Origin of the sequence: Nitrospirillum viridazoti CBAmc, from assembly GCF_000730165.1 — a bacterium.
GTDB classification, from domain to species: domain Bacteria; phylum Pseudomonadota; class Alphaproteobacteria; order Azospirillales; family Azospirillaceae; genus Nitrospirillum; species Nitrospirillum viridazoti.
The window spans coordinates 1,893,624-1,913,165 of sequence record NZ_CP022111.1; the positions used below are offsets into that span (position 1 = coordinate 1,893,624).

General features: G+C 70.7%; 13 protein-coding genes. 5 read left to right on the forward strand and 8 right to left on the reverse strand.

Annotation, left to right across the window (positions count from 1 at the left end; all coding sequences use genetic code 11):
• The first annotated feature begins 2 nt into the window (after window positions 1-2).
• The 3 genes from Y958_RS21630 (at window position 3) to adhP (ending at window position 2,452) form a co-directional block, all read left to right on the forward strand.
• Window positions 3-962 carry a DnaJ C-terminal domain-containing protein gene (locus Y958_RS21630; protein ID WP_088873903.1) on the forward strand — a complete coding sequence of 320 codons (960 nt, stop codon included), beginning with the start codon at window positions 3-5 and terminating at the stop codon, window positions 960-962.
• A gap of 3 nt (window positions 963-965) precedes the next feature.
• Window positions 966-1,331 (forward strand): chaperone modulator CbpM, encoded by a 366-nt coding sequence (locus tag Y958_RS21635; RefSeq protein WP_088873904.1) that lies wholly within the window; start codon window positions 966-968, stop codon window positions 1,329-1,331.
• A gap of 92 nt (window positions 1,332-1,423) precedes the next feature.
• Window positions 1,424-2,452: an alcohol dehydrogenase AdhP gene (gene adhP / locus Y958_RS21640; RefSeq protein WP_088873905.1), complete on the forward strand. Its 1,029-nt coding sequence runs from the start codon at window positions 1,424-1,426 to the stop codon at window positions 2,450-2,452.
• 31 nt (window positions 2,453-2,483) lie between these two features.
• Here adhP and Y958_RS21645 read toward each other — a convergent pair whose 3' ends face one another.
• From Y958_RS21645 to Y958_RS21655, 3 genes are all read right to left on the reverse strand, one after another.
• Complete coding sequence (locus tag Y958_RS21645) at window positions 2,484-2,729, reverse strand: hypothetical protein (protein ID WP_088873906.1); 246 nt, start codon at window positions 2,727-2,729, stop codon at window positions 2,484-2,486.
• 160 nt (window positions 2,730-2,889) lie between these two features.
• On the reverse strand, window positions 2,890-4,356 hold the full coding sequence (locus tag Y958_RS21650) for a methyltransferase regulatory domain-containing protein (RefSeq protein WP_088873907.1): 1,467 nt from the start codon (window positions 4,354-4,356) through the stop codon (window positions 2,890-2,892).
• A gap of 68 nt (window positions 4,357-4,424) precedes the next feature.
• The gene (locus Y958_RS21655) at window positions 4,425-5,375 is read right to left on the reverse strand and encodes a glycosyltransferase family protein (protein WP_186291395.1); all 951 of its coding nucleotides are present in this window, start codon (window positions 5,373-5,375) and stop codon (window positions 4,425-4,427) included.
• 346 nt (window positions 5,376-5,721) lie between these two features.
• On the opposite strand from Y958_RS21655, the gene Y958_RS32875 reads away from it, so the two are divergent.
• Complete coding sequence (locus tag Y958_RS32875) at window positions 5,722-7,608, forward strand: glycosyltransferase (protein WP_145727647.1); 1,887 nt, start codon at window positions 5,722-5,724, stop codon at window positions 7,606-7,608.
• 144 nt (window positions 7,609-7,752) lie between these two features.
• On the opposite strand, the gene Y958_RS21665 is transcribed toward Y958_RS32875, so the two are convergent.
• On the reverse strand, window positions 7,753-11,241 hold the full coding sequence (locus tag Y958_RS21665; RefSeq protein WP_186291396.1) for a ligand-binding sensor domain-containing diguanylate cyclase: 3,489 nt from the start codon (window positions 11,239-11,241) through the stop codon (window positions 7,753-7,755).
• A gap of 245 nt (window positions 11,242-11,486) precedes the next feature.
• The gene (locus Y958_RS21670; protein ID WP_088873911.1) at window positions 11,487-13,943 is read right to left on the reverse strand and encodes a tetratricopeptide repeat protein; all 2,457 of its coding nucleotides are present in this window, start codon (window positions 13,941-13,943) and stop codon (window positions 11,487-11,489) included.
• A 126-nt stretch (window positions 13,944-14,069) separates the two neighbouring features.
• On the opposite strand from Y958_RS21670, the gene Y958_RS21675 reads away from it, so the two are divergent.
• A complete protein-coding gene (locus Y958_RS21675; protein ID WP_088873912.1) occupies window positions 14,070-14,975 on the forward strand; it encodes a hypothetical protein in 906 nt (301 codons plus the stop codon).
• A 3-nt stretch (window positions 14,976-14,978) separates the two neighbouring features.
• Here the strand turns inward: Y958_RS21675 and Y958_RS21680 are convergent, their stop codons facing one another.
• The 3 genes from Y958_RS21680 to Y958_RS21690 form a co-directional block, all read right to left on the reverse strand.
• On the reverse strand, window positions 14,979-16,217 hold the full coding sequence (locus tag Y958_RS21680; protein ID WP_088873913.1) for an MFS transporter: 1,239 nt from the start codon (window positions 16,215-16,217) through the stop codon (window positions 14,979-14,981).
• 135 nt (window positions 16,218-16,352) lie between these two features.
• Window positions 16,353-16,940, reverse strand: coding sequence for a nucleotidyltransferase family protein (locus tag Y958_RS21685; protein WP_088873914.1), 588 nt, complete (start codon window positions 16,938-16,940; stop codon window positions 16,353-16,355).
• Window positions 16,941-17,090: 150 nt separating this feature from the next.
• Window positions 17,091-19,361 (reverse strand): TonB-dependent receptor, encoded by a 2,271-nt coding sequence (locus Y958_RS21690; protein WP_088873915.1) that lies wholly within the window; start codon window positions 19,359-19,361, stop codon window positions 17,091-17,093.
• Between the last annotated feature and the right edge of the window lie 181 nt (window positions 19,362-19,542).

Genomic DNA, 19,542 nt, shown 5'->3' on the forward strand with positions numbered 1-19,542 from the left:
CGGTGGATCCCTACGCCTTGCTGGGCGTCGCCCGCGACGCCGATGAGAAAGCCATCCGCAGCGCCTACCGCGCCCTGGCCAAGAAGCACCACCCGGACCTGAACCCGGGCAAGCCGGAGGCCGAGGCCAAGTTCAAGGAGATCGCCGCCGCCTACGCCCTGTTGTCGGACGCCGAGAAGCGCGCCCGCTTCGACCGGGGGGAGATCGACGCCACCGGGGCGGAGACGGCCCCACGCGGGCCCGCTGGCGGGGGCGGCTATTACCGCCAGTACGCCGGGGACGGGGGGCACGCCCGCTATTCCGCCGGCGCCGAAGACTTCGGCGGTTTCGACCATGACGACCTGGAAAGCCTGCTGCGTCGCGCCTTCAACCAGGGCGGCGGTGGCGGTCCCGGGGGCGGCCCCCGCACCGGCGGCTTCCCCCTGAAAGGCCAGGATGCGCACTATTCCCTGACGGTGGATTTCCTGACCGCCGCCCGGGGCGCCACCCGCCGGCTGACCCTGCCCGACGGCCAGGTGCTGGACGTCACCATTCCCGCCGGCCTGAAGGACGGCCAGGCGCTGCGCCTGGCGGGCAAGGGCGGGCCGGGCGTGAACGGCGGCCCCCACGGCGACGCCTTCGTGGAGGTGGCGGTCTCACCCCACCCGCTGTATCGCCGCGACGGCGACGACATCATCATAGAACTGCCGGTGACCCTGAAGGAGGCGATGCTGGGCGCCAAGGTCAAGGTGCCCACCATCCATGGCAGCGTCATGCTGGCCATCCCGCCCCGCTCCAGCAGCGGCACCCGCCTGCGCCTGAAGGGCCGGGGCATTCGTGCTGGCCACCAGGTGGTGGAGCTGAAGGTGGTGTTGCCGCCAGGGGAGGAGCCGGAACTGGCGACCTTCCTGGAAGGCTGGAAGCCCCGGCATGACGCCGACCCGCGCGCCGGCCTGGCCGACCTGGACCGTGAGGGAGCTTGAGCCATGGGCACGCTGACCCTGTTGACGCTGGAGGCCGTGTGCGCCCGTTTCCCCGACGTGGGCGAGCAGGACATCCACTGGTGGGTGACGCAAGGCTGGGTGCGGCCCGATGGCCCCCTGGCACCGGAGCATGCGGCCGACTGGCGCTTCCACCCCGTGGACGTGGCCCGCGTGGCCCTGATCCGCGATTTGCGCCACGACATGGGCGTGGCCGACGACACCCTGCCCCTGGTGCTGTCGCTGATCGACCAGGTCTACAGCCTGCGCGCCGCCCTGCACGGCGTGGCCGGCGTGCTGGACCGTCTGCCGCCCGAGGTGCGCCAAACGGTGCTGGCCATCACGGAAGAGGTAGATCCGTCCGGTCCTTGACCCATCTCAAGGCTGCGAGCGGCCCGCCGGTATCTTCTGTCGGCGAACGAACGGCCACCGCCGTTCGCCCCCGATAGGAAGGACCATTCCCCATGTCTTTGCCCCGGACCATGAAGGCCGCCGTCGTCCATACCCTGGGTAAGCCCCTGGACATCCGCGAGGTGGCGGTGCCGGAGGTCGGCCCCGGCCAGATCCTGGTGCGCATCCAGGCCAGCGGCGTCTGCCACACCGACCTGCACGCCGCCGACGGCGATTGGCCGGTGAAGCCGCAGCCGCCCTTCATTCCCGGTCACGAGGGCGTGGGATACGTCGCCGCCGTGGGCGCCGGCGTCACCAATGTGAAGGAAGGCGACCGCGTGGGCGTGCCCTGGCTCTACACCGCCTGCGGCCATTGCGAGCATTGCCTGACCGGGTGGGAGACGCTGTGCACCGCCCAGCAGAACACCGGCTATTCCGTCAACGGCGGCTATGCCGAATACGTCCTGGCCGACCCCAACTTCGTCGGCCACCTGCCGGACAACGTGGGCTTCGAGGAGATCGCCCCCATCCTGTGCGCCGGCGTCACCGTCTATAAGGGGTTGAAGGAGACGGAAGCGCGGCCCGGCCAGTGGGTCGCCATCACCGGCATCGGCGGTCTGGGCCACGTGGCCGTGCAGTACGCCAAGGCCATGGGCCTGCACGTCGCCGCCATCGACGTCGCCGACGACAAGCTGGAACTGGCCCGGAAGCTGGGCGCCGACCTGACGGTGAATGCCCGCAAGGAAGACCCGGCCAAGCGCCTGCACAGCGATATCGGCGGCGCCCATGGCGTGCTGGTCACCGCCGTCTCCCGCCCCGCCTTCACCCAGGCCGTCGGCATGAGCCGCCGCCATGGCACCGTGGCCCTGATCGGCCTGCCGCCCGGCGAATTCGGCTTGCCCATCTTCGACGTCGTGCTGAACCGCATCACCGTGCGCGGCAGCATCGTCGGCACCCGCGCCGACCTGGCCGAGGCCCTGGCCTTCGCCGGCGAGGGCAAGGTGAAGGCGGAGGTGGAGGTCCAGCCCCTGGACACCATCAACACCATCTTCGACCGCCTGCGCGCCGGCACGGTCAACGGCCGGGTGGTGGTGACGCTGTAGGCTGAGTATCCGGCGGCGCTGGCGATATCCGTCAGCGCCGCTGCGGGCACTCGGGCTTGCCGCAGGGGGTGGAGCCGCGCGCGACGTAGGCGCCACAGATGGCGCAGGCGTGCAAATCCTCGGCGGCGGGTTCCGGCGCCCGGGGGGCCCTGGCACCCGGCGCCCGCGCGGTAGGCGCCCCACCGGCCATCTTGCGCCGCTGGGCCAGGGCACCCCACTGATAGGCTTTCCACACCAGGACGACCAACCCGACCAGGAGCACCAGCTTCGCCAGCATCAATGACTCCGCACGGCGGTGACAGGCTGGGAGAAAGGGGCATGAGTCATGGATGGGTCGTCTTGGGACAATAGATCAGGCGGCGGAGATTAAGCCGCCGCAACCCGTGCGTCAAAGCGGCATGCGCCGCTGGGGGCGTCAAAGCGCCATGTTATTGCCGTCACAGCACGCCCAGCCGCGCCAGGCGGGACAGGGCGTCGGGCGGCATCACCACCTCGCCCGCCCAATGGGCGGCGAGCGCGCCCATCTCCTCCACCGAGGCCATGACGCCGCCGCCGGTGACGGCGGAGGCCAGGCGTTCCGGCAAGCGGATTTCGGGATCCAAGGTGGCACCGGTCACCAGGCTGTCGGCCAGCAGGGCCTGGTTCAGGCGGCGCACGCCGGGCAGGGCCGCCTGGATCTGGCCATCGGCCAGGCAAGGGGCCAGGACATCGCCCGCCACCAGGATGGCCAGGGCCCGCAGCAGCCAGCCGGCGCTGTCATGGCCCCAATCCGGCACCGTGCGGGCCAGATGCTCCACCAGGTCCGCCAGGGTGGCGGGCCCGCCGGCCAGCACCGCCAGCACCGGGTGGAACAGGCGCGAGACCTCCGGATCGGGCGGTCCCAAGGGCAGGGTGAAGTCCGGCAGGGCGGCGCCGGGTTCGCCCAGGGCCACCAGGCGCAGGGCGCCCAGGCGGGCCACGCGCTGGCGGGCGTCCAGGGCCAATGGCCCGCGCACGAAGATGTCGCGGCGCAGCGGCTGGTTGGTGACGTAGTCCTTCACCGTCTCGGCCAGGGCCCGGGTGGGCGCCGCCGCCGCCATGTCCTGCTGCGCCCGGGTCATCATCAGGTCGGGGAAGTTCTCGACCCAGGCGGCGCTGCCGGCGTAGCTGAGCTTGGCCGCCGCCAGGTCGTCCGCCACCTGGGCATGGTAGGCCGGCTGCCAGCCGCTGTGCATGTATTCGTGCACCAGGTAGGGCGCCGTGGCGCCGCGCAGGCGGTCCGCCCGGGCGCTGGCGGCGGCGTTGCCGTTGAAATAGCCGGCCCCCTGGTTCAGCAGGTGCAGCAGCAGGTCGCGCGCCTGGTCGCCGGCGGCGGCCTTGGGGCCGGGCAGGGCCTGACCGTAGGCGTTCAGCAGGAACTGCACCGGCATGGCCGCCGCCCATCCCGGCAGGCAGTTGTAACTGAGATAGGCCGCCCCGCCGGGCTTCAGCCGGCGGGCGATGAGCCGGGCGATATGCTGGCGGCTTTCCGCCCCCACCCAGGTGTAGACGCCGTGCAGGGCGACGTAGTCCAGGGACGGCAGCAGGCCGGTCGCATCCTCCACCAACTCGGCGAAGTCGGCCTCGATCAGGCGGATGTTGGCCAGGCCCGCGGCCTGGGCCAGGCGCTGGGCGCCGTGGATGTGGGTGGGGTTGAAGTCGACGGCGATGACTGTCATGTCCGGCCGGGCCGCCGCCAGAGCCAGGGCCGAGAGGCCATGGCCGCAGCCCAGCTCCAGCCACACCGGGCCACGCTCCCCCGGTTGGGGCGGCGCCACACCCGCCAGCACCAGCGCGGTGTCCAGCCACAGGGGCGACAGCTCCCGGTACCAACCCCGGGTGTAGTCGATGTCGGAGGCGTAGCCCCGGGTCCAGTCGGTGGTCATGCGAAGGAAACTCTCAGCGCCTGAAACACGACTGATACGGCGCGGCCCTGGCGGCGGCAAGCCCGGCTTTAGGGGTGCGGACGCCGCGGCAGGCCCTGCCACACCCCATGCCACAGCCCGCCGGCGAAGGCCGCCAGCTTGGGCAGGCGCCCGCGTTCCATCACCGCGATCTTGATGGCGGTGGAGGCCAGGATGCGCAGTGTCCAGCCGGTCAGCGCCGGCACCGCGCGCCGGTGCAGCCGCCAGGTCCACAGCGCGTTGCGCGCCTGGAACCACCGGCGGCGGGCGGCGTGATGGGTGATTGCCAGCGCCCGGCCGCCCGCCTGGACGTGGGTGACCGCGCCCAGCCGGTGATCCACCAGGGCATCGCGCACCGCCACCAGACGGAAGCCGGCACGGCGCAGGCGCAGGGCGTATTCCACATCCACCCAGTCGATGAAGAAATCGTCGCGCAGGGGGCCGCAGGCCCGCGCGGCCTCGGCGCTGACCAGACTGCCGGACGCGGGGGCCAACAGAAGGTCGGGCAGCAGCGGACCGTCGAGTCGACGCACCACCGCCCAGCGCTGGCCGTCGGGACTGACCACCCAGGGCGAGTCGGGCCCGTCATCCGGTTCCACGTTGCGCGCCGCCAGCAAGCCGGTGTCCGGCGGGGCGGCTGCCAAGGCGGCGGCATAGGCGGCCCGCAGGCCGGGGCGCGGCACACTGTCCTGGTCCAGGAATAGCAACCAGTCGGCCCCTTGGGCCAGGGCCAAGTCCATCAGGCGGTTCTGCGCCGCCGCCAGGCCGATGTTGGCCGGATCCGCCAGCAGGGTCGCGCCCGTCGCCGCCACCGCCCGGTCCACCCGGGCGTCATCGGCGGCGTCCAGTCCCCGATTCTGTTGGAACAGGAAAACGCGGTCGGCCGCGCCGGCGGCGGCGGCCAGGCAGGTGGCGAGGCGGTCATCGGCCCGGTAGGCGACGACCAGGGCCGCGATACGGCCGGGAAACGGGGCAGCGGAGGCAAAGGTGGGGGCGTCCATGGCCATCTTGGATAGCAGCCGCCCCCGGCCTTGGCGACACCCCTTCTAAGCGGCTGGCCACCGGAGAGAGGCACCCCGCATTGCCGCTTGACCCGGGGGCGGGCTGTCCCCCATGAATCGCCTGATAACGACATGGGCGGCCCCGATGGGATGGGAACCGGCCGGTTGGGGAGCGCCGATCAGTGCCGGGTTGAACCCGGGCGCGGGGTTGGCGCTTTGTTGTTTCTGGGGACCGGGGCGCCTGAGGGCGCCGACGGGACCGAAGCTGTTTTCCAAGAGGCGGGGCAACCGGCACGTGGATCAGAAGAACCCGGACCCCCCCCCGGCAAGGGGGTCGCAAGACGCGGTGGCCGCGCATGACCTTGAAGGGGCGCCCCTCGGCGCGCACCCTGGCAGCGTGCACGTGCCCGGCACGGCCATAGACGCGGCCCCACCCCCGCCCACGAAACCCCTGCGCGGCCCCACGGGCATGGCGCTGGTCCGGGCGTTGAGCCGCATGGTGACCCATGGCCAATTCGCCGACGTGGCCAGCCGCCTGTGGCAGTCGCTGGCGCCCCGGTCGTTCTACCGCGCCTGGACCCTGCGCCGCGACGGCCCCCGCCGCACCGAGGCCGGCGAGATATCCGTGGCCCTGGCCCGCCTGCCCGCCCCGCCGCGCGTCAGCCTGATCATGCTGGGGCCGGAGAACAGCGGCCTCAAGCCCGCCGCCTGGGCCATCGCCGTGCGCCGCACGGTCGACAGCCTGACCCGGCAGATCCACGACAATTGGGAATTATGGCTGCCGGCCGACACCGCCGCCGATTTCCGCGACCCGCGCGTGAAGCGCCGGGGCGCCGGCCTGCCCGTCCTGAGCCAAGTGGAGGGCGATACCGTCGCCCTGCTGTCGCCCGGCGACCTGCTGCCCCGCCACGCCCTGGCCCTGTGCGTGCTGGCCATGGCGCAGAACCCGGACACCCAGATCCTCTACACCGACGAGGAATGGACCGACCGCCTGGGCCATCCCCTGCGCCCGGTGCTGAAGCCCGCCTTCGACCCTGACCTGCTGTACGGGTCCAGCGGCGTCTATCCCGGTCAGTTGCTGCTGATGCGCACCGCCTTGGCGCGCCGGGCCATGGCGGTGGGCCAGCAGCCGGGCCGGCTGGACCGTTACCGCCTGTTGCTGGAGGCGACGCACCTGGCGGGACGGGAGCACGTGCGCCACATGCCGCGCGTGCTGATGCGCCGTCGCCGGCCCCTGCCCCTGGGCGGGCTGCCGGCCCTGCAGGCCTTCCTGGCGACCTACCATCCCGGCGCGGTGGCCGAACCGGTGACGGAGAAGGACCCCAGGGGCGAGGGCCACACCGCCCGCCGCGTCATCTGGCCCCTGCCGGATCGCCAGCCCGTGGTCAGCCTGCTGATGCCCACCCGGGACCGGGTGGACCTGCTGCGCCCCTGTGTCGAGGCCATCCTGGGCGAGACGCGCTATTCCGCCTTCGAACTGCTGGTCATGGACCATGAGAGCCGCGACCCGGAGGCCCTGGCCTATCTGGAGTCGCTGCGCGACCGCCCGGGCGCCCGGGTCATCCCGCATCGCGGCCCCTTCAACTTCGCCGACATGATGAATCGCGCCGCCGTCACCGCCGCCGGTGAGGTGCTGGTGTTCCTGAACGACGACATGGAACCGCAGCACCCCGAATGGCTGCGCGAGCTGGTGTCGCAGGCCCTGCGCCCGGACATCGGCGCCGTGGGCCCCAAGGTGCTGTCGACCAACGGCACCATCATGCACGGCGGCATCGTGCTGGGCCTGGGCAACGGTCCGGGTGCCGCCCGCCTGGCCGGGTCGCGCTTCGCCGGGCGGCCAGGCGATACCGTGGGCGACCTGGGCATCGGCCTATGCGCCCACCGCGTCAGCGCCGTGGCCAGCGCCTGCATGGCCATCCGCCGCAGTTGCTTCGAGGCGGTGGGCGGCTTCGATGCCGACACCTTCCCCATCGCCTTCAACGACGTGGACATCTGCCTGCGCCTGGAACAGGCGGGTTACGCCACGCTGTGGACGCCCCACGCCGTCCTGACGGCGCTGGAACCCTATGCGTCCGACCGGCGGGAACGGGTGGAGCAGGAGCGCCTGGCCTTCCTGGAACGCTGGGGCGCGGCCATCGGCCACGACCGGTCCTGGAACCCCGGCCTGTCGCTGGACGGTCCGGAGGATTGGCTGGCCCTGCCCGGCCTGGTACACGGGCCGGTGACTCGTTAGTGAGCTTCCTCAAACGCCGGGCGCCGGCATCCGCCGGCTTGGCTTATCCTCAGTTTCCAGTCCGCTGACGCTCCCCGGAAACTTCCGGCGGCCCCGGTCGGGGCCTACAACCGCATGAGCCACCGCTCATACCGCTGGTGCGAGCTAACTGGACGCCGCCTTGGGCTCGGGCGGCGCATCCTCATCCGGGCCGGATGCCGGCCGGTCGTAGGTTTCGCGTTCATAGGGGTCGACCAGCGTGGCATCACCCAGGCCGGCCAGCCTCGCCAGCGGCTCCAGCGGCGGGGTGTCGGCCACCAGCGCCGCTGCAGCCTCATCCTCCGTGGGGTCGCCGGACGGGACGATGGCCCAGCCCATGCGGGCCGCCCGTTCCACCTCGTTATAGGCCAGCACGGTGCGGTTGCGGCCGCCCTTCTTGGCCTGATAGAGGGCGCCGTCGGCCCGCGCCAGCAGATCCTCCAGCGTCTCATCGGGGCTGCGCCACTGGGCCACGCCCAGGCTGGCCGTCACCTGGGCCACCTGCCCGTCGTAGGCGACCTCCATCTCCGCCAGGCTGGTGCGGATGCGTTCCGCCACCACCTGCGCGCCGGCGATGTCCGTCTCGGGCAGCAGCATCATGACCTCCTCCCCGCCGAAGCGGGCCAGCAGGTCCACGGTGCGGCAGGCCTTGGCCGCCACCGCCACCGCCGCCCGCAGCACCTCGTCCCCCATGAGGTGGCCAAAGGTGTCGTTGATGCGCTTGAAGTGGTCGAGGTCGAACAGGATGACGGAGAAGACTCGGCCGTAGCGGCGGCAGCGATCGCATTCCAGCCGCGCCAGTTCGAAGAAGCGGCGCCGGTTCAGGACGCCGGTCAGCGGATCGGTGCTGGCCAGCTGTTCCAGCTTGGTGTTGGCGGCGCGCAGATCACGGGTGCGGGCGGCGACGATGCGGCCCAGCGCCCGTTCGCGGCGCATCTGCGCCTCCGTCCGGATCGCCAGCACGCAGGCAATCAGCGCCACCAGGCCGAAAACCATCAGCAGCCGGAACCAGGCCTGTTCGTACCAGTGGGGCAAGACCCTGATATGAAAGGCCAGCTCGGCCATGGGTGGGATGGACAGCGCGTCCGCCGTGTTCTGGCCGGGCTGCGCCACCGGTTCGGCGTCAGGATCGAAACCGGCCGTCGCCTCCTGCCTGTTGGATAGGGCCAGGCCCGGCAGGTCGGTCCAGGCGCGCACCCGGAAGGTGTAATCGCCCTGAGGCAGGTTGGTGTAGACGGCCTGGGGCTGGGCGCCGTTCACCTCCACCCAATCCTCATCGAACCCATCCAGGCAATAGGCGTAGCGGGTGTCGTGCGGGGCGCGGAAGTCCAGCAGCGACAGGGCCAGCCGGATGGTCCTCACACCGGCGCCCAGGGTCAGGGTGCCGCCCGGTGGGGGCAGGCGGCCCGGCGACTGTGCCTTGTGGTTCACATCCAGAGCGGTGACGGCCAGCACGCCGACGGGCACGGATGGACGGAGCATTCCGGGGCGCATGACCGTCAGGCCGCCCATGCCGCCGAACAGCACCTCGCCCCCAGCACCTCGGGTCGCCGCCTTGATGTTGAAGGCGCGGACGATGACGCCGTCGCGGGCGCCCAGAACGCGGGGCGGGAAGCCGGGGCCGTTGAACTTCACCAGGCTGGCCGCGGCGGCGGCCCAGACGCTGCCGTCGCCGTCCACCGCCAGCGCAGATACGGCGTTGTTGGCCAGGCCCTGCGTCTCATCCACCACCAGTGGGGCGATTCCCGCGCGCCCGGCCAGCGCGTCCCGCATCTGCGCCGGCGTCAGCACGGCCACGCCACCACCATAGGTGCCGGCCCACAGATTGCCGGCGCCATCCACGACGACATCGTTGACCACGTTGTGCGGCAGGCTGCCTATCGCGCCGGCCTGCGATGCGCGCCGCAGCGTGTGGAAGCGCGGGCGCGGCAGGCCCGCCAAGTCAGCCACCGCCAGGCCGCCGGATGTGGCCAGCCATACCGTGCCCTGGGGAGCATCGGCGCCCGGGGGCACCACCAGGATCTTGTTCACCTGGTCGGCGGGCAGGCTTTCCGCATCGGCCGGATCATGGACCATATGGGTCAGGGTGCCGTCGGGCTGGCGGATATACAGCCCGTCATAGCCGCCCAACAGCACGGTGGTTCCAGCGGGCGTGGTCGCCGTCGCCAGGGACAGGACGACGACGCCGTCCAGCGCCGGTATCCAGGACGAGGTGCCGGCCAAGGTGGCGGGATCGATGCGGGTGACACCGCGCCCCCCTGCCAGCACCGCCCCGTCGGGGAGGACCGCCAGGCTGTAAATGTCCCGGCCCTGCTCCACCCCCGGCAGGACGACGTGGCGTAGGGTGCCATCGGCGGGGTCGACCACGTCGACCAGCCCGCGCCCCAGTCCCAGCCACACGCGCCCCCGCGCGTCCGTGGTCAGGGCATGCACGTCAGCATCCGCCAGGCCGACCCCGCCTGGCGGGGCGGCCTGCACGGTGGAAACCAGGCGCTGCCCCGCCTCCACCCGGTCGGCGCCCCGTTGGGTGCCCACCCAGACATTGCCGCTGCGGTCGCGCAGGAAGGCGCGCACGACGTCGCCAGCCAGCGAGGTCGACACCATTTCGGAATGCGACAGGACGCCCACCCGGTCATCGGCATCCAGCGTCAGGATGCCGACGCCGTCAGTGGCCAGCCACAGGGGACCGCCGGGCCCTTCCGGCTCGGTGATGGCGCGCACGGTGTGGCGCGCCGCCAGGCTATCCGCACCGCTGAGGCCCTTGATCGCCAGGGGGCGGCCTGTGGTGGTGTCCAGGGCGAAGGCCCCATTCTCGCCCGTACCCACCCAGACGCGGCCCTGGCCGTCCTCATACAAGGCCCAGACGTCGTCGGCCAGCACACGCGCCAGGATAGGGTCGTCCACCGGGGCGGCCACGCGGGTGAACGCCGTCTCACCCGCGCCGCGCCGGAACAGACCGGGATGGCCGCCCAGCCACAAGGCGCCCCGGCTGTCCTCCAGCACGGCGAACAGACGGGGGCTGACACCGCCGGCATCCGCATCGGCCACAGGCGATGCCGTGGCGGTACGCGGGTCGTAATGGTCCAGCCCCTGATCCGACAGCACCCAGGCGCCGCCGTCACGGGCCGGCCCCAGGGCCATGATGCGCGCGGCGGTGGCGCGGTGTGCAATGGGCACGGGCCGGAAGCCATTCGCGTCCATATCGAAGCGTACCAGGCCGCCGGCGTTCGTGCCGATCAGCAGGCCGCCGTCGTCGATGTACAGCAGGCTGCGCACATAGGCATCTGGCAGGACATAAGAGGGCGATGGCACGCCGGCCCCCTGCTTGCCAGCCGGCGAGCCGCCGCCAGCACTGGTGTCCGGCGAGCCCCGGTATATCTGGGTGCGATAGCCGTCGAACCGCACCAAGCCGCCGAAGGTGCCGAACCAGACCACGCCGTGGCGGGTCTGCGCCAGGCTGGTCACCACATCGCTGGGCAGGCGCAGGGCGGCGGGGAAATGGTCGAACTCGGGGCCGGAAAGGCGGGCCCAGGGATCAAGGGCGCCGGCGGGCCCGGGCGTTGGGGCGGCAAAGGCCGACGCGGTGGCGCAGGCAAGCAGCAGCGCCAGGCCCAACCGCCCAGCCCCCAACCGCCCAGCTAGGGCGCCCCCCGCCCGCAAAAAGCGCCGCCCAATCATGACCGGGTCCGCAATCCCTTCCCAAGAAATCGCCGCGGCGGGCGACCTACCGGCCATGGTTAACGCCAAATGATTACCAAATCCTCGACAACCGGGCGTCCAACCCGGTGTTCCTGTCGATTTTCTGCCGGGAGCGCGGCGCGAAGGCCAGGACCGGCGCGTGCCGGGACTGGTGCAAAAGGTTAGGCGTCCGCCAGCGGCGGAATTTGGAAGAACGCTTCCAGCGCCTGGCGCCCCACACCCGCCCGCAGCGCCGCCACCGCCTGGTCCAGGCGCGCATCGATATCGGGCAGGGCCTTCTCCGGCACGATGGGCACGAACATCGCCGGCCCCACGCCGCCATCCAGCCGATAGACGCGCCCGGCCCGGTGGACGGGAAGCAGGCGATCGGGCGTCAGCACGAAACGGACGCCGGCCACCAGGGCCACCTGATCCAGGAAATAGCCCAGGACCGGTCCCCCTTTCCGGCTGCGGTCCCAATGATACAGCAGCAGGTCGGCCACGCCCCGGGCGAAGGCCCGGGCCACGCCCCCCCGCCCGATCACCACCAGGCCACCGCCGACCGCGTCGTAGGGGGCCGCCAGGTTGGCGGGGCCCCAGGTGGCCGCGACGGGGCGGCTGGCGGGCAGGGCGGCGACGAAGCGGGCAGGGTCGGACAGGAAAGCGGCATCGATGTCGGCGACCACCAGTGGCGCGCCATAACGGTCCTGGATTTGAGGCAGCCGCAGGAAGCGCGCGGCCGTTAGATAGGTGAGGCGCGTTTCATGGTGCAGATCCGCATCCAGCGCCTCCGTCGACCATCCCAGGCGCAGGCCGGGGGCCGCCGCCGCCAGGAAGTCGACGTCATCCGTCGCCGGGTCGCAGATATGGACATGCAGGCGGGCGCCGGCGGCAACGGCGGCGATGGAGGCCGCCAGGAAGGGCAGGAAGCGGCGCACATAGCGGCTGTCGGCCGCCACCAGCACCACGGGCTCGTCGGCGTCGCCCGGCGCCGTCCGCCCCCAATCCAGCGTGGCGTCGAAGCCCGCGTGCAAAGGGGCGGCCGCTGCGGTCCAGCGCTGGAAATCATCACCCAGGGGAACCTGGGCGGCGAAGGGCAGGGCCTGTTCCAGGCCGGCGAAACATTCCCGTGCCCGCCTCTCATGCCCTAGGCGCAGGGCGACGCATCCGTCCAGGAAGGTGAACCAGGGGTCCAGCAGAGGGTCGCGCCCCATGGCCGCCGCCGTCACGGCCGCCACCAGCCGGGGCAGGCGCGCCGCGCCATCGGGTTTGCCCAGCAGATGGTTGCCGGTCTCCAGCGCCAGGTAGTAGGCGCTTTTCCAGAAATAGTCCCGCGCCCGCCATTCCGTCGCGACCCAGGCGACCAGGCGGCCCAGGGCGCCCCACGCCTGATCCGTCACAGGCGCGACGTCGGCCAGCAGGCGGGCCAGGCGGTGGCAGTCCTCCATCCCCGCCGCGCCGGCGCCCGGAACCAGAGCCTGGACATCGGGCAGAAGGGCCGCCGCAGCCGCGATATCGCCGCGGGCGACCAGCAAGGTGGCGCGGTTGCTGGCCGCCGCCGCACGCAGGTCCGGCGCCAGGTCACCCATGGCCATGAGAGCTGCGTAAGCGGACACCGCCTCGCCGTCCTGCTGGTCCTGATGCAGCAGGCGGGCACGGGCGAACAGCAGGTCGGGGCGGTCCGGCGCCAGCGCCAGGGCGCGATCGAGGGCGGCCAGCGCCTGGTCCGGCCGGTCCTGACGCTCACGCAGCTGCCACAGCGCCTCACACGCCATCAGGTTGGCGGGGTCGCGATCCAGCACCGCCTGGAAACAATCGGCGGCGGCCTCCAGCCGGCCCAGACCGGCCAGCACCTGGCCCAGACCGAAGCGGGCGGGCAGCAGATCCGGCGCCAGCGCCAGTGCCGCCTCATAGGCCGCGGCGGCGTCCTGCGCCCGGTCCTGCTTGTGCAGCAGCGCGCCCTGGGCCTGCAGGCCTTGCGCCGCCATCGCGGGATCGCTCGCCGGCAGCCCGGGGACGGCCAGCCCGGCCTGGTAGGCCGCCAGCGCCGCGTCGTCCTGCCCCAGCGCCTCCCGCACCCGGCCCAGCGTGATGTGGGCCCCGGCCGCGGTCGTCCCTGTCGCCAGGGACAGGGCGCGAGCCAAGGCGGCCGCCGCCGCGTCCAGGCGCCCCAGAGCGTGAAGGCAGCGCCCCTGGTCCAGGGCCAAGGCTGCGTCCGCCGGCGCCAGCCGGGCGGCGCGTTCGAACAGGCCGGCCGCCTCATCCTTGCCGCCTGGCTCGGCCCGGCCGGCCAACAGCCGCGCCAGGGCTGCCAAGGCCTCCGCCTGGTCCGGCTGCTGGGCCAGGACGGCACGGAACTGCAGGATGGCGGCCTCCGCCCGGCCGGACGCCATCAGCGCCTTGGCCAGGGTCAGGCGATAAGCCACGGCCTCCGGCCGCAACGCCAGCGCCCGCTCCAGCCCGGCCGCCGCCGCGTCGAAGTGGCCGGCCTGCGCATCCAGCACGCCCAACAGGTAAAGGGCGTCGGGGGTATCGGGCGCCGCAGCCAGGATCCGGCCATAGAGGATGCGCGCCTCGGCCAGGCGGCCCGCCTGATGATGATCCAAGGCGGCCTGCAGCGCCTCAGCGATGGTCGCCACGGCGACACCCCTTTCCCCAAAATGCCCCAGAGAGCCCCTTCCCCACGCCGCTGGCGCGAGGACCGACTTATGGTAAACTAACGATAGTCGACGCAGTCTCGATCAAAGAGGCCAGGCCGCACAAGCATGTCCAGGGAAACGGCATCACCGCCGGCCCTTATCCCCGACGTCCGGCGCCGCCCCCAGGAGGGCCGGCGGCCGCGTGACGCTGACCAATCCCGCCGCTATCGCGCCACCCACCAGAAGATCGCCCAGCTGAACGAGGCCGTGCGCGCCCTGGGCGCCGATTGCGCCCGCACCCTGGCGGCGGAGCCGCACGTGGACGAGGCGTATGCCACCCTGCGCCGCCTGTCGCCCCTGTTCAGCGAGGTCCTGTCGTTCGTCGCCGTCATCGGCACCCAGGTGGACGCGTTGGAGGAACCGCGCCGCACCGAAGCGATGGAGCAATTGGCCCTGCTGGAACGCCACTTGGCCCGGCTGGAGCTGGAGACCAGCGCCACGCTGATGGATCAGCTGGCGGCGTCGACCGAGCCACGCGCCCTGGGCACGCGCCATGTCCTGGAGCGCTGGCTGGCGGGAATGGAGGGGCTGGAGGCGAAGCTGGACCAGGACGGCCAGGCGCGGCTGGAGCATATGCGCGCCCTGGCGCGGGCGGTGGCCGATGGCTGCCCCGCCCTGCCCGACTTCTCCACGGCGCAAACGCCGTCCGGCGAGGGCGGCCGGGTGGATGCCGTCCCCTTGCTCGCCCGTGCACCCCCGGCGTCCCGGCCGAACACGGGCGCCGTGCAACTGGCTTTCCGCACCGGTGAGAAGGGGGTGCATATCGACCCTGGCCAGTCGCACAACCTGGCAGCGGAGGTGCGGCGGCTGAAGCTGCAGGTGGCCATCGCCGCCGTGCTGGACATCACGCCGGCCAACGTGGCCCTGGTGTTGACCGGCCGTGACCCTTTCCGCACCGTCCAGGCCACGGCCCTGGCCGACGTGTTGCGCCGGCACATCGGCGCCGACCGGCTGGTGGTCAGCGGGCCTTGAGCCTCACACTTCCTCGCGGCGAGCGTGGGCCAGCAGCCAGCTGCCCAGCAACGCCAGGGCGACGGCGCCGCCGGTGGCCGACACGGCCACCCACCCACCCAGGTCCCATGCCAGGCTGGCCACGGCCGAGCCGCAGGCGCCGCCCACGAAATAGGTTGTGAGGTAGACCGTGGTGACCCGGCCCCGGGCGCCATGATTGCCCGCGTAGATGACGCTCTGGTTGGTGATCTGCAGGCCCTGCACGCCAATGTCCAGCAGCAGGATGCCGGCGGTCAGCGCGATCAACGACCAGTGGGTCAAGGCCATCAACCCCCAGGCGGCCAGGCAGGCGGCGGCGAACAGGCCGGTGGCGGCGTGGGCATGGCCCCTGTCGGCCAGGCGGCCCGCCCGGCTGGCGGCCAGCGCGCCGGCCAGGCCCGCCAGACCGAACAGGCCAATGGTGGCCTGGTCGAAATGATAGGGCGCGTCGCTGAGCACGAAGGTCAGGCCGGTCCACAGCACACTGAAGCCGGCGAAGCCCAGAGCCCCCATCAGCGAGCGCCAGCGCAGCACCGCGTCCGTGCGGGCCAGGTGCAGGACGGAGGCCATCAACCGGCCGTAGGGGATGCTGGGACGGACGGGGTCGGCCGGCAGCGCGCGCGCCAGCAGGGCGCCCAGCACCGTCATCACGACAGCGGCGGCGATATAGACGGCGCGCCAGCCGGCGTAATGGGCGATGGCGCCGGCGATGGTGCGGGCCAGCAGGATGCCCAGGATGAGGCCGCTCATGACCGTGCCCACGGTGCGGCCCCGGCTGTGATCCGGCGCCAGGGACGCGGCGAAGGGCACCGCCACCTGGGCGGCGCAGGACAGCACGCCCACGCCCAGCGAGGCGGCGGCGAAGATGAGGAAGCCGGGGCTGGCCGCGGCCGCGAGCAACAGGACGATGCACAGGGCCAGCAGGGTCAGGATCAGGCGCTTGCGATTGTGGGTGTCGCCCAGCGGCACCACCAGCAGCAGGCCCAGGGCATAGCCCACCTGGGTCACCGTCACCAGCATGCCCGCCGTCCCCATGCCCACCTGGAAGGTGGCGGCGATGTCGGCCAGCAGCGGCTGGACGTAATAGATGTTGGCGACGACGGCGCCACAGGTGATGGCGAACAGCAGGGTCAGCCCGGCGGACAGGCCGCGCGACGCGGTTTGCTCAGGTGTCGGCTGGCCAGGTGCAACCTGGCCGGGTGTGGTTTCGGACGACACGGTCATGGGACGGCGGACCTGTGCTGGGAACAAGGACAGCCGTCTTCAGTACCGAGGATCGCTCAAATAGGAAACGGTTAGTTTCGAAAACCAGCCGCGCCCCGGGCGGGGGGCCTCGGGCGGGGGGTGACGGCAGCTTTTTCAGTCCGCGTCCACCACCCGCAGCAGAGGCCAGCGTTCCAGCCAGCGCTTCTCGCGCACCCGCTGACGCAGGATTTCGCGCTTGGCGCCCCTGAAGGCCGGCGTGGGGCGGATGAGGCGCCCGAACAGGTCGTCCAGGCCGAAGGGCGCCAGGACCTCCAGCGCATCCTGCGGTGTCAGGCGCACCGCCACGGCCGTGGCCGTTTCCGGCCAATGGCGCAACGCGTCGGCACAGCCGGTATAGGGCGCGTCCCCATTGCGGCAATGCATGCGGGCCTGGTTTTTCACCGACCAAGGGACATCGGGCGCCAGGGCTAGCAGGCGGTCGGTCAGGTCGCGATCCACCGCGATGGACGGGCACGCGGCGTCGAACCACACCACATCCACGTCGCTGTCGGGCGCCTCGCCCGCCGTTTCGGGGACGGCCTGTTGGCGGTGCAGCTGATCCCACACGGCGTTGCGCACGAAGCCTGCGCCAATCCAGCAATCCGGCAGGTCCAGAGTGCGGACATGGGCCAACAGCCCCATGCGCCAGGCATCGTCCCGGATCACCGCTTGCAGGCGATCGCCAAAAGTGAGCTGGTGCATGCGATCCGTCCCATCCTGCGCGGAAAAAAAAGAATGGGCCCCGCCGGTTAGCCGGCGAGGCCCCTGAAAGATATAGGTCTTTCCTCATAAGGAGTGAGGCCGCAAAAGGTCACACCCCCAAAATGTCGCATTTATGCAATTTACGCGACCTCAGAACTTCTTGCGCACCGAGACGAACACGGCGGCCGGCGCGCCGGCCTGCAGCGTCTGGAAGGAGCCCGTCGGGTCGCTGACGGTGTAACCGTTGGTGCCGATGGACGAGACGTAGTGGCGGTCGAACAGGTTGGTCACGTTGCCCTGGATTTCCAGGTCACGCTGCCAGCCGCCGCCCTGGAAGCGGTAGCCGAAGCTGAGGTCCACGGTCATGTAGCCCGGGACCTTGCCGTCGTTGATGTAAGTGTAATAGCGCTCGCTCATATAGTTGCCAGAGACGGCGCCGAACAACATGCCGTTATCGAACGACAGCTCAGCCTTCACCATGTTCTGCGGGCTGTCCACGGTGATCTTGCCCTTGGTAGCGGCGTACAGGGTGCCGTCGCCGTTCCGGGTGTCGTCGTCGTAGGTGGACTTGTTGTACGAGTAGGAACCGTACAGCGACCAGTTCTTCACGAACTTCCAGGTGCCGGCCAGTTCGATACCCTTGGAGGTGACGCCGCCCACGTTGGACAGGGCCGACGGGTTGCCCTGGATGCCCGAGCCCACGGTGGTGGCCAGCAGGCGGTCGTGGAAGCTGACGTAGTAGGCGGCGGCCACGGCCTCGAACGTGTCGACATGGGCGCGGGTGCCCACTTCGAAGGCGTCGGAGGTTTCGGGCTTCAGCTTGTCCTTGATGGCGTTAAAGCCGGACTGGGTGGTGGAGAACGGACCGTCGGTGTGCGAGCTGACGAAAGCGCGGGCGTTCTTGGCGTAGTCGCCGAACAGCTCGGCCTCGTCGGTCAGCTGGTAGTTGAAGCCGATCTGCGGCAGGAAGCCCTTGGACGTGTCGATGGAGCCGTTGATGATGTCGCTGGCCGAGGTGTAGCGCTGCGTCTGGCTCTCGTTCTCGACCTTCATTGACTTGAAGCCGTAGTTGATCTTCAGCTTGTCCAGGGCCTGCCAGGTGTCCTGCAGGTGGAACACATAGGTCTTGGTGTTGAAGGCGTACTGCCACTGGGTGGCGAAGGGGTTCTCCTGGAACTCATCGGCCGTGCGGCCGGGGCTGTTGATGCCCAAGCCGTAGAAGCGGCGGGCCTGGTCGAAGTCGTTGTTTTCGAACCACAGGCCGCCTTCGATGGTGTGGTCGGCCAGGGTGTAGGTCAGGCTGTCCACCGTGCCGATGCGGGATACCGTGTATTCCGTGGTGCGCATGGAGATGGGCGAGCCACCGAAGGCGGCGGGGGTCGCCAGGTAGGGCGTATCCCAGGTGCCCATGCCCTTGTCATGATGGCCATAGACCATGGCCTTCAGCGACAGGCGGTCGTTGATGGGGTATTCCAGCTGGGTCGAGCCGATGATGTCTTCACGGTTGCCGGCGCCGTCGAAGTAGACGTCGTCGGGCGTGGAGTAGGGTGCTGGAATAGGCCTGCCCGCCTGGTAGGCGGTCGCGATGGCCTTGGCCAGCGTGTAGTTGTCCGAGATGTTGTCCAGCTTGTAGCCGAACTTGCCGATCAGGGCCAAGGACAGGTCCTGGTAGTCGTTCTCATGCCGGTCGGAGTAGTTGACCATGGTGGTCAGCGTGCCCTCGCCCACCGGCTGCACGAACTTGCCGTTGGCCTGTTGCTGCCACTGCTCGCCCTGGCCCTTCCACTTGTTGCCGTGCTGGTAGTCGTAGCTGAGGTAGCCGCGGCCGCCGCCGTCGATCTCACCCGTTTCGATGCGGCCGAAGGCCCGCACCGTAGCGTTGCTGCCGTAGCTGACGGCGGCCAGGCCGCCCGCGGTGGTCTCCGGATCGGCCGACTTGAACTTCAGCGTGCCGCCCAGGTTGGAGGTGGACGCGGTGTCCAGGGCGCCGGTGCCCTGGGCCATCTGGGTAACGCCCAGATTCTCGGACGAAATGGCGCGGCTGATGTGCAGGCCGTTGTCGTTGGCGTAGCTCATGTCACCCAGCGGGATGTCATCGAGCGTAAAGCCCAGCTGGTTCTGGTTGAAGCCGCGCACGGAGATGCGCACCGCCCATTCGTAGGCGCCGTAGGGATCGGCGGCCTGGTAGTTCACGCCCGGCAGCTTGGAGATCACCTTGATGGGGCTGGCGCCCGGAACGGCGATCTGCATGTCCATGGGCGTGATAGCCTGCACCTGGCGGGTTTCGCCCCGGCCGAACACGACGATTTCCTGCAGCGTGTCGGCATCCGCCGCGGCGTCCGGCGCCGTCTGCGCGAACGTGGCGCTCGAAATACCGAGGATGAGCAGAGACACACCCGCCAACAACCGATTCTTCAGCATCGAATTTCCCCCTTCGATTTATTTAAAATCTTCCCCATCCGGTAATACACAGAAGTGATATGGCCACCTTTATGCCCGGCTTGAAAGCGCATGCTGCATAGCAACACGATGTGAATATTTTAAGACAATGCGATTACCGATCCGTTTACTGGAAACGGTGTGACATTTTGGTATACGGCCC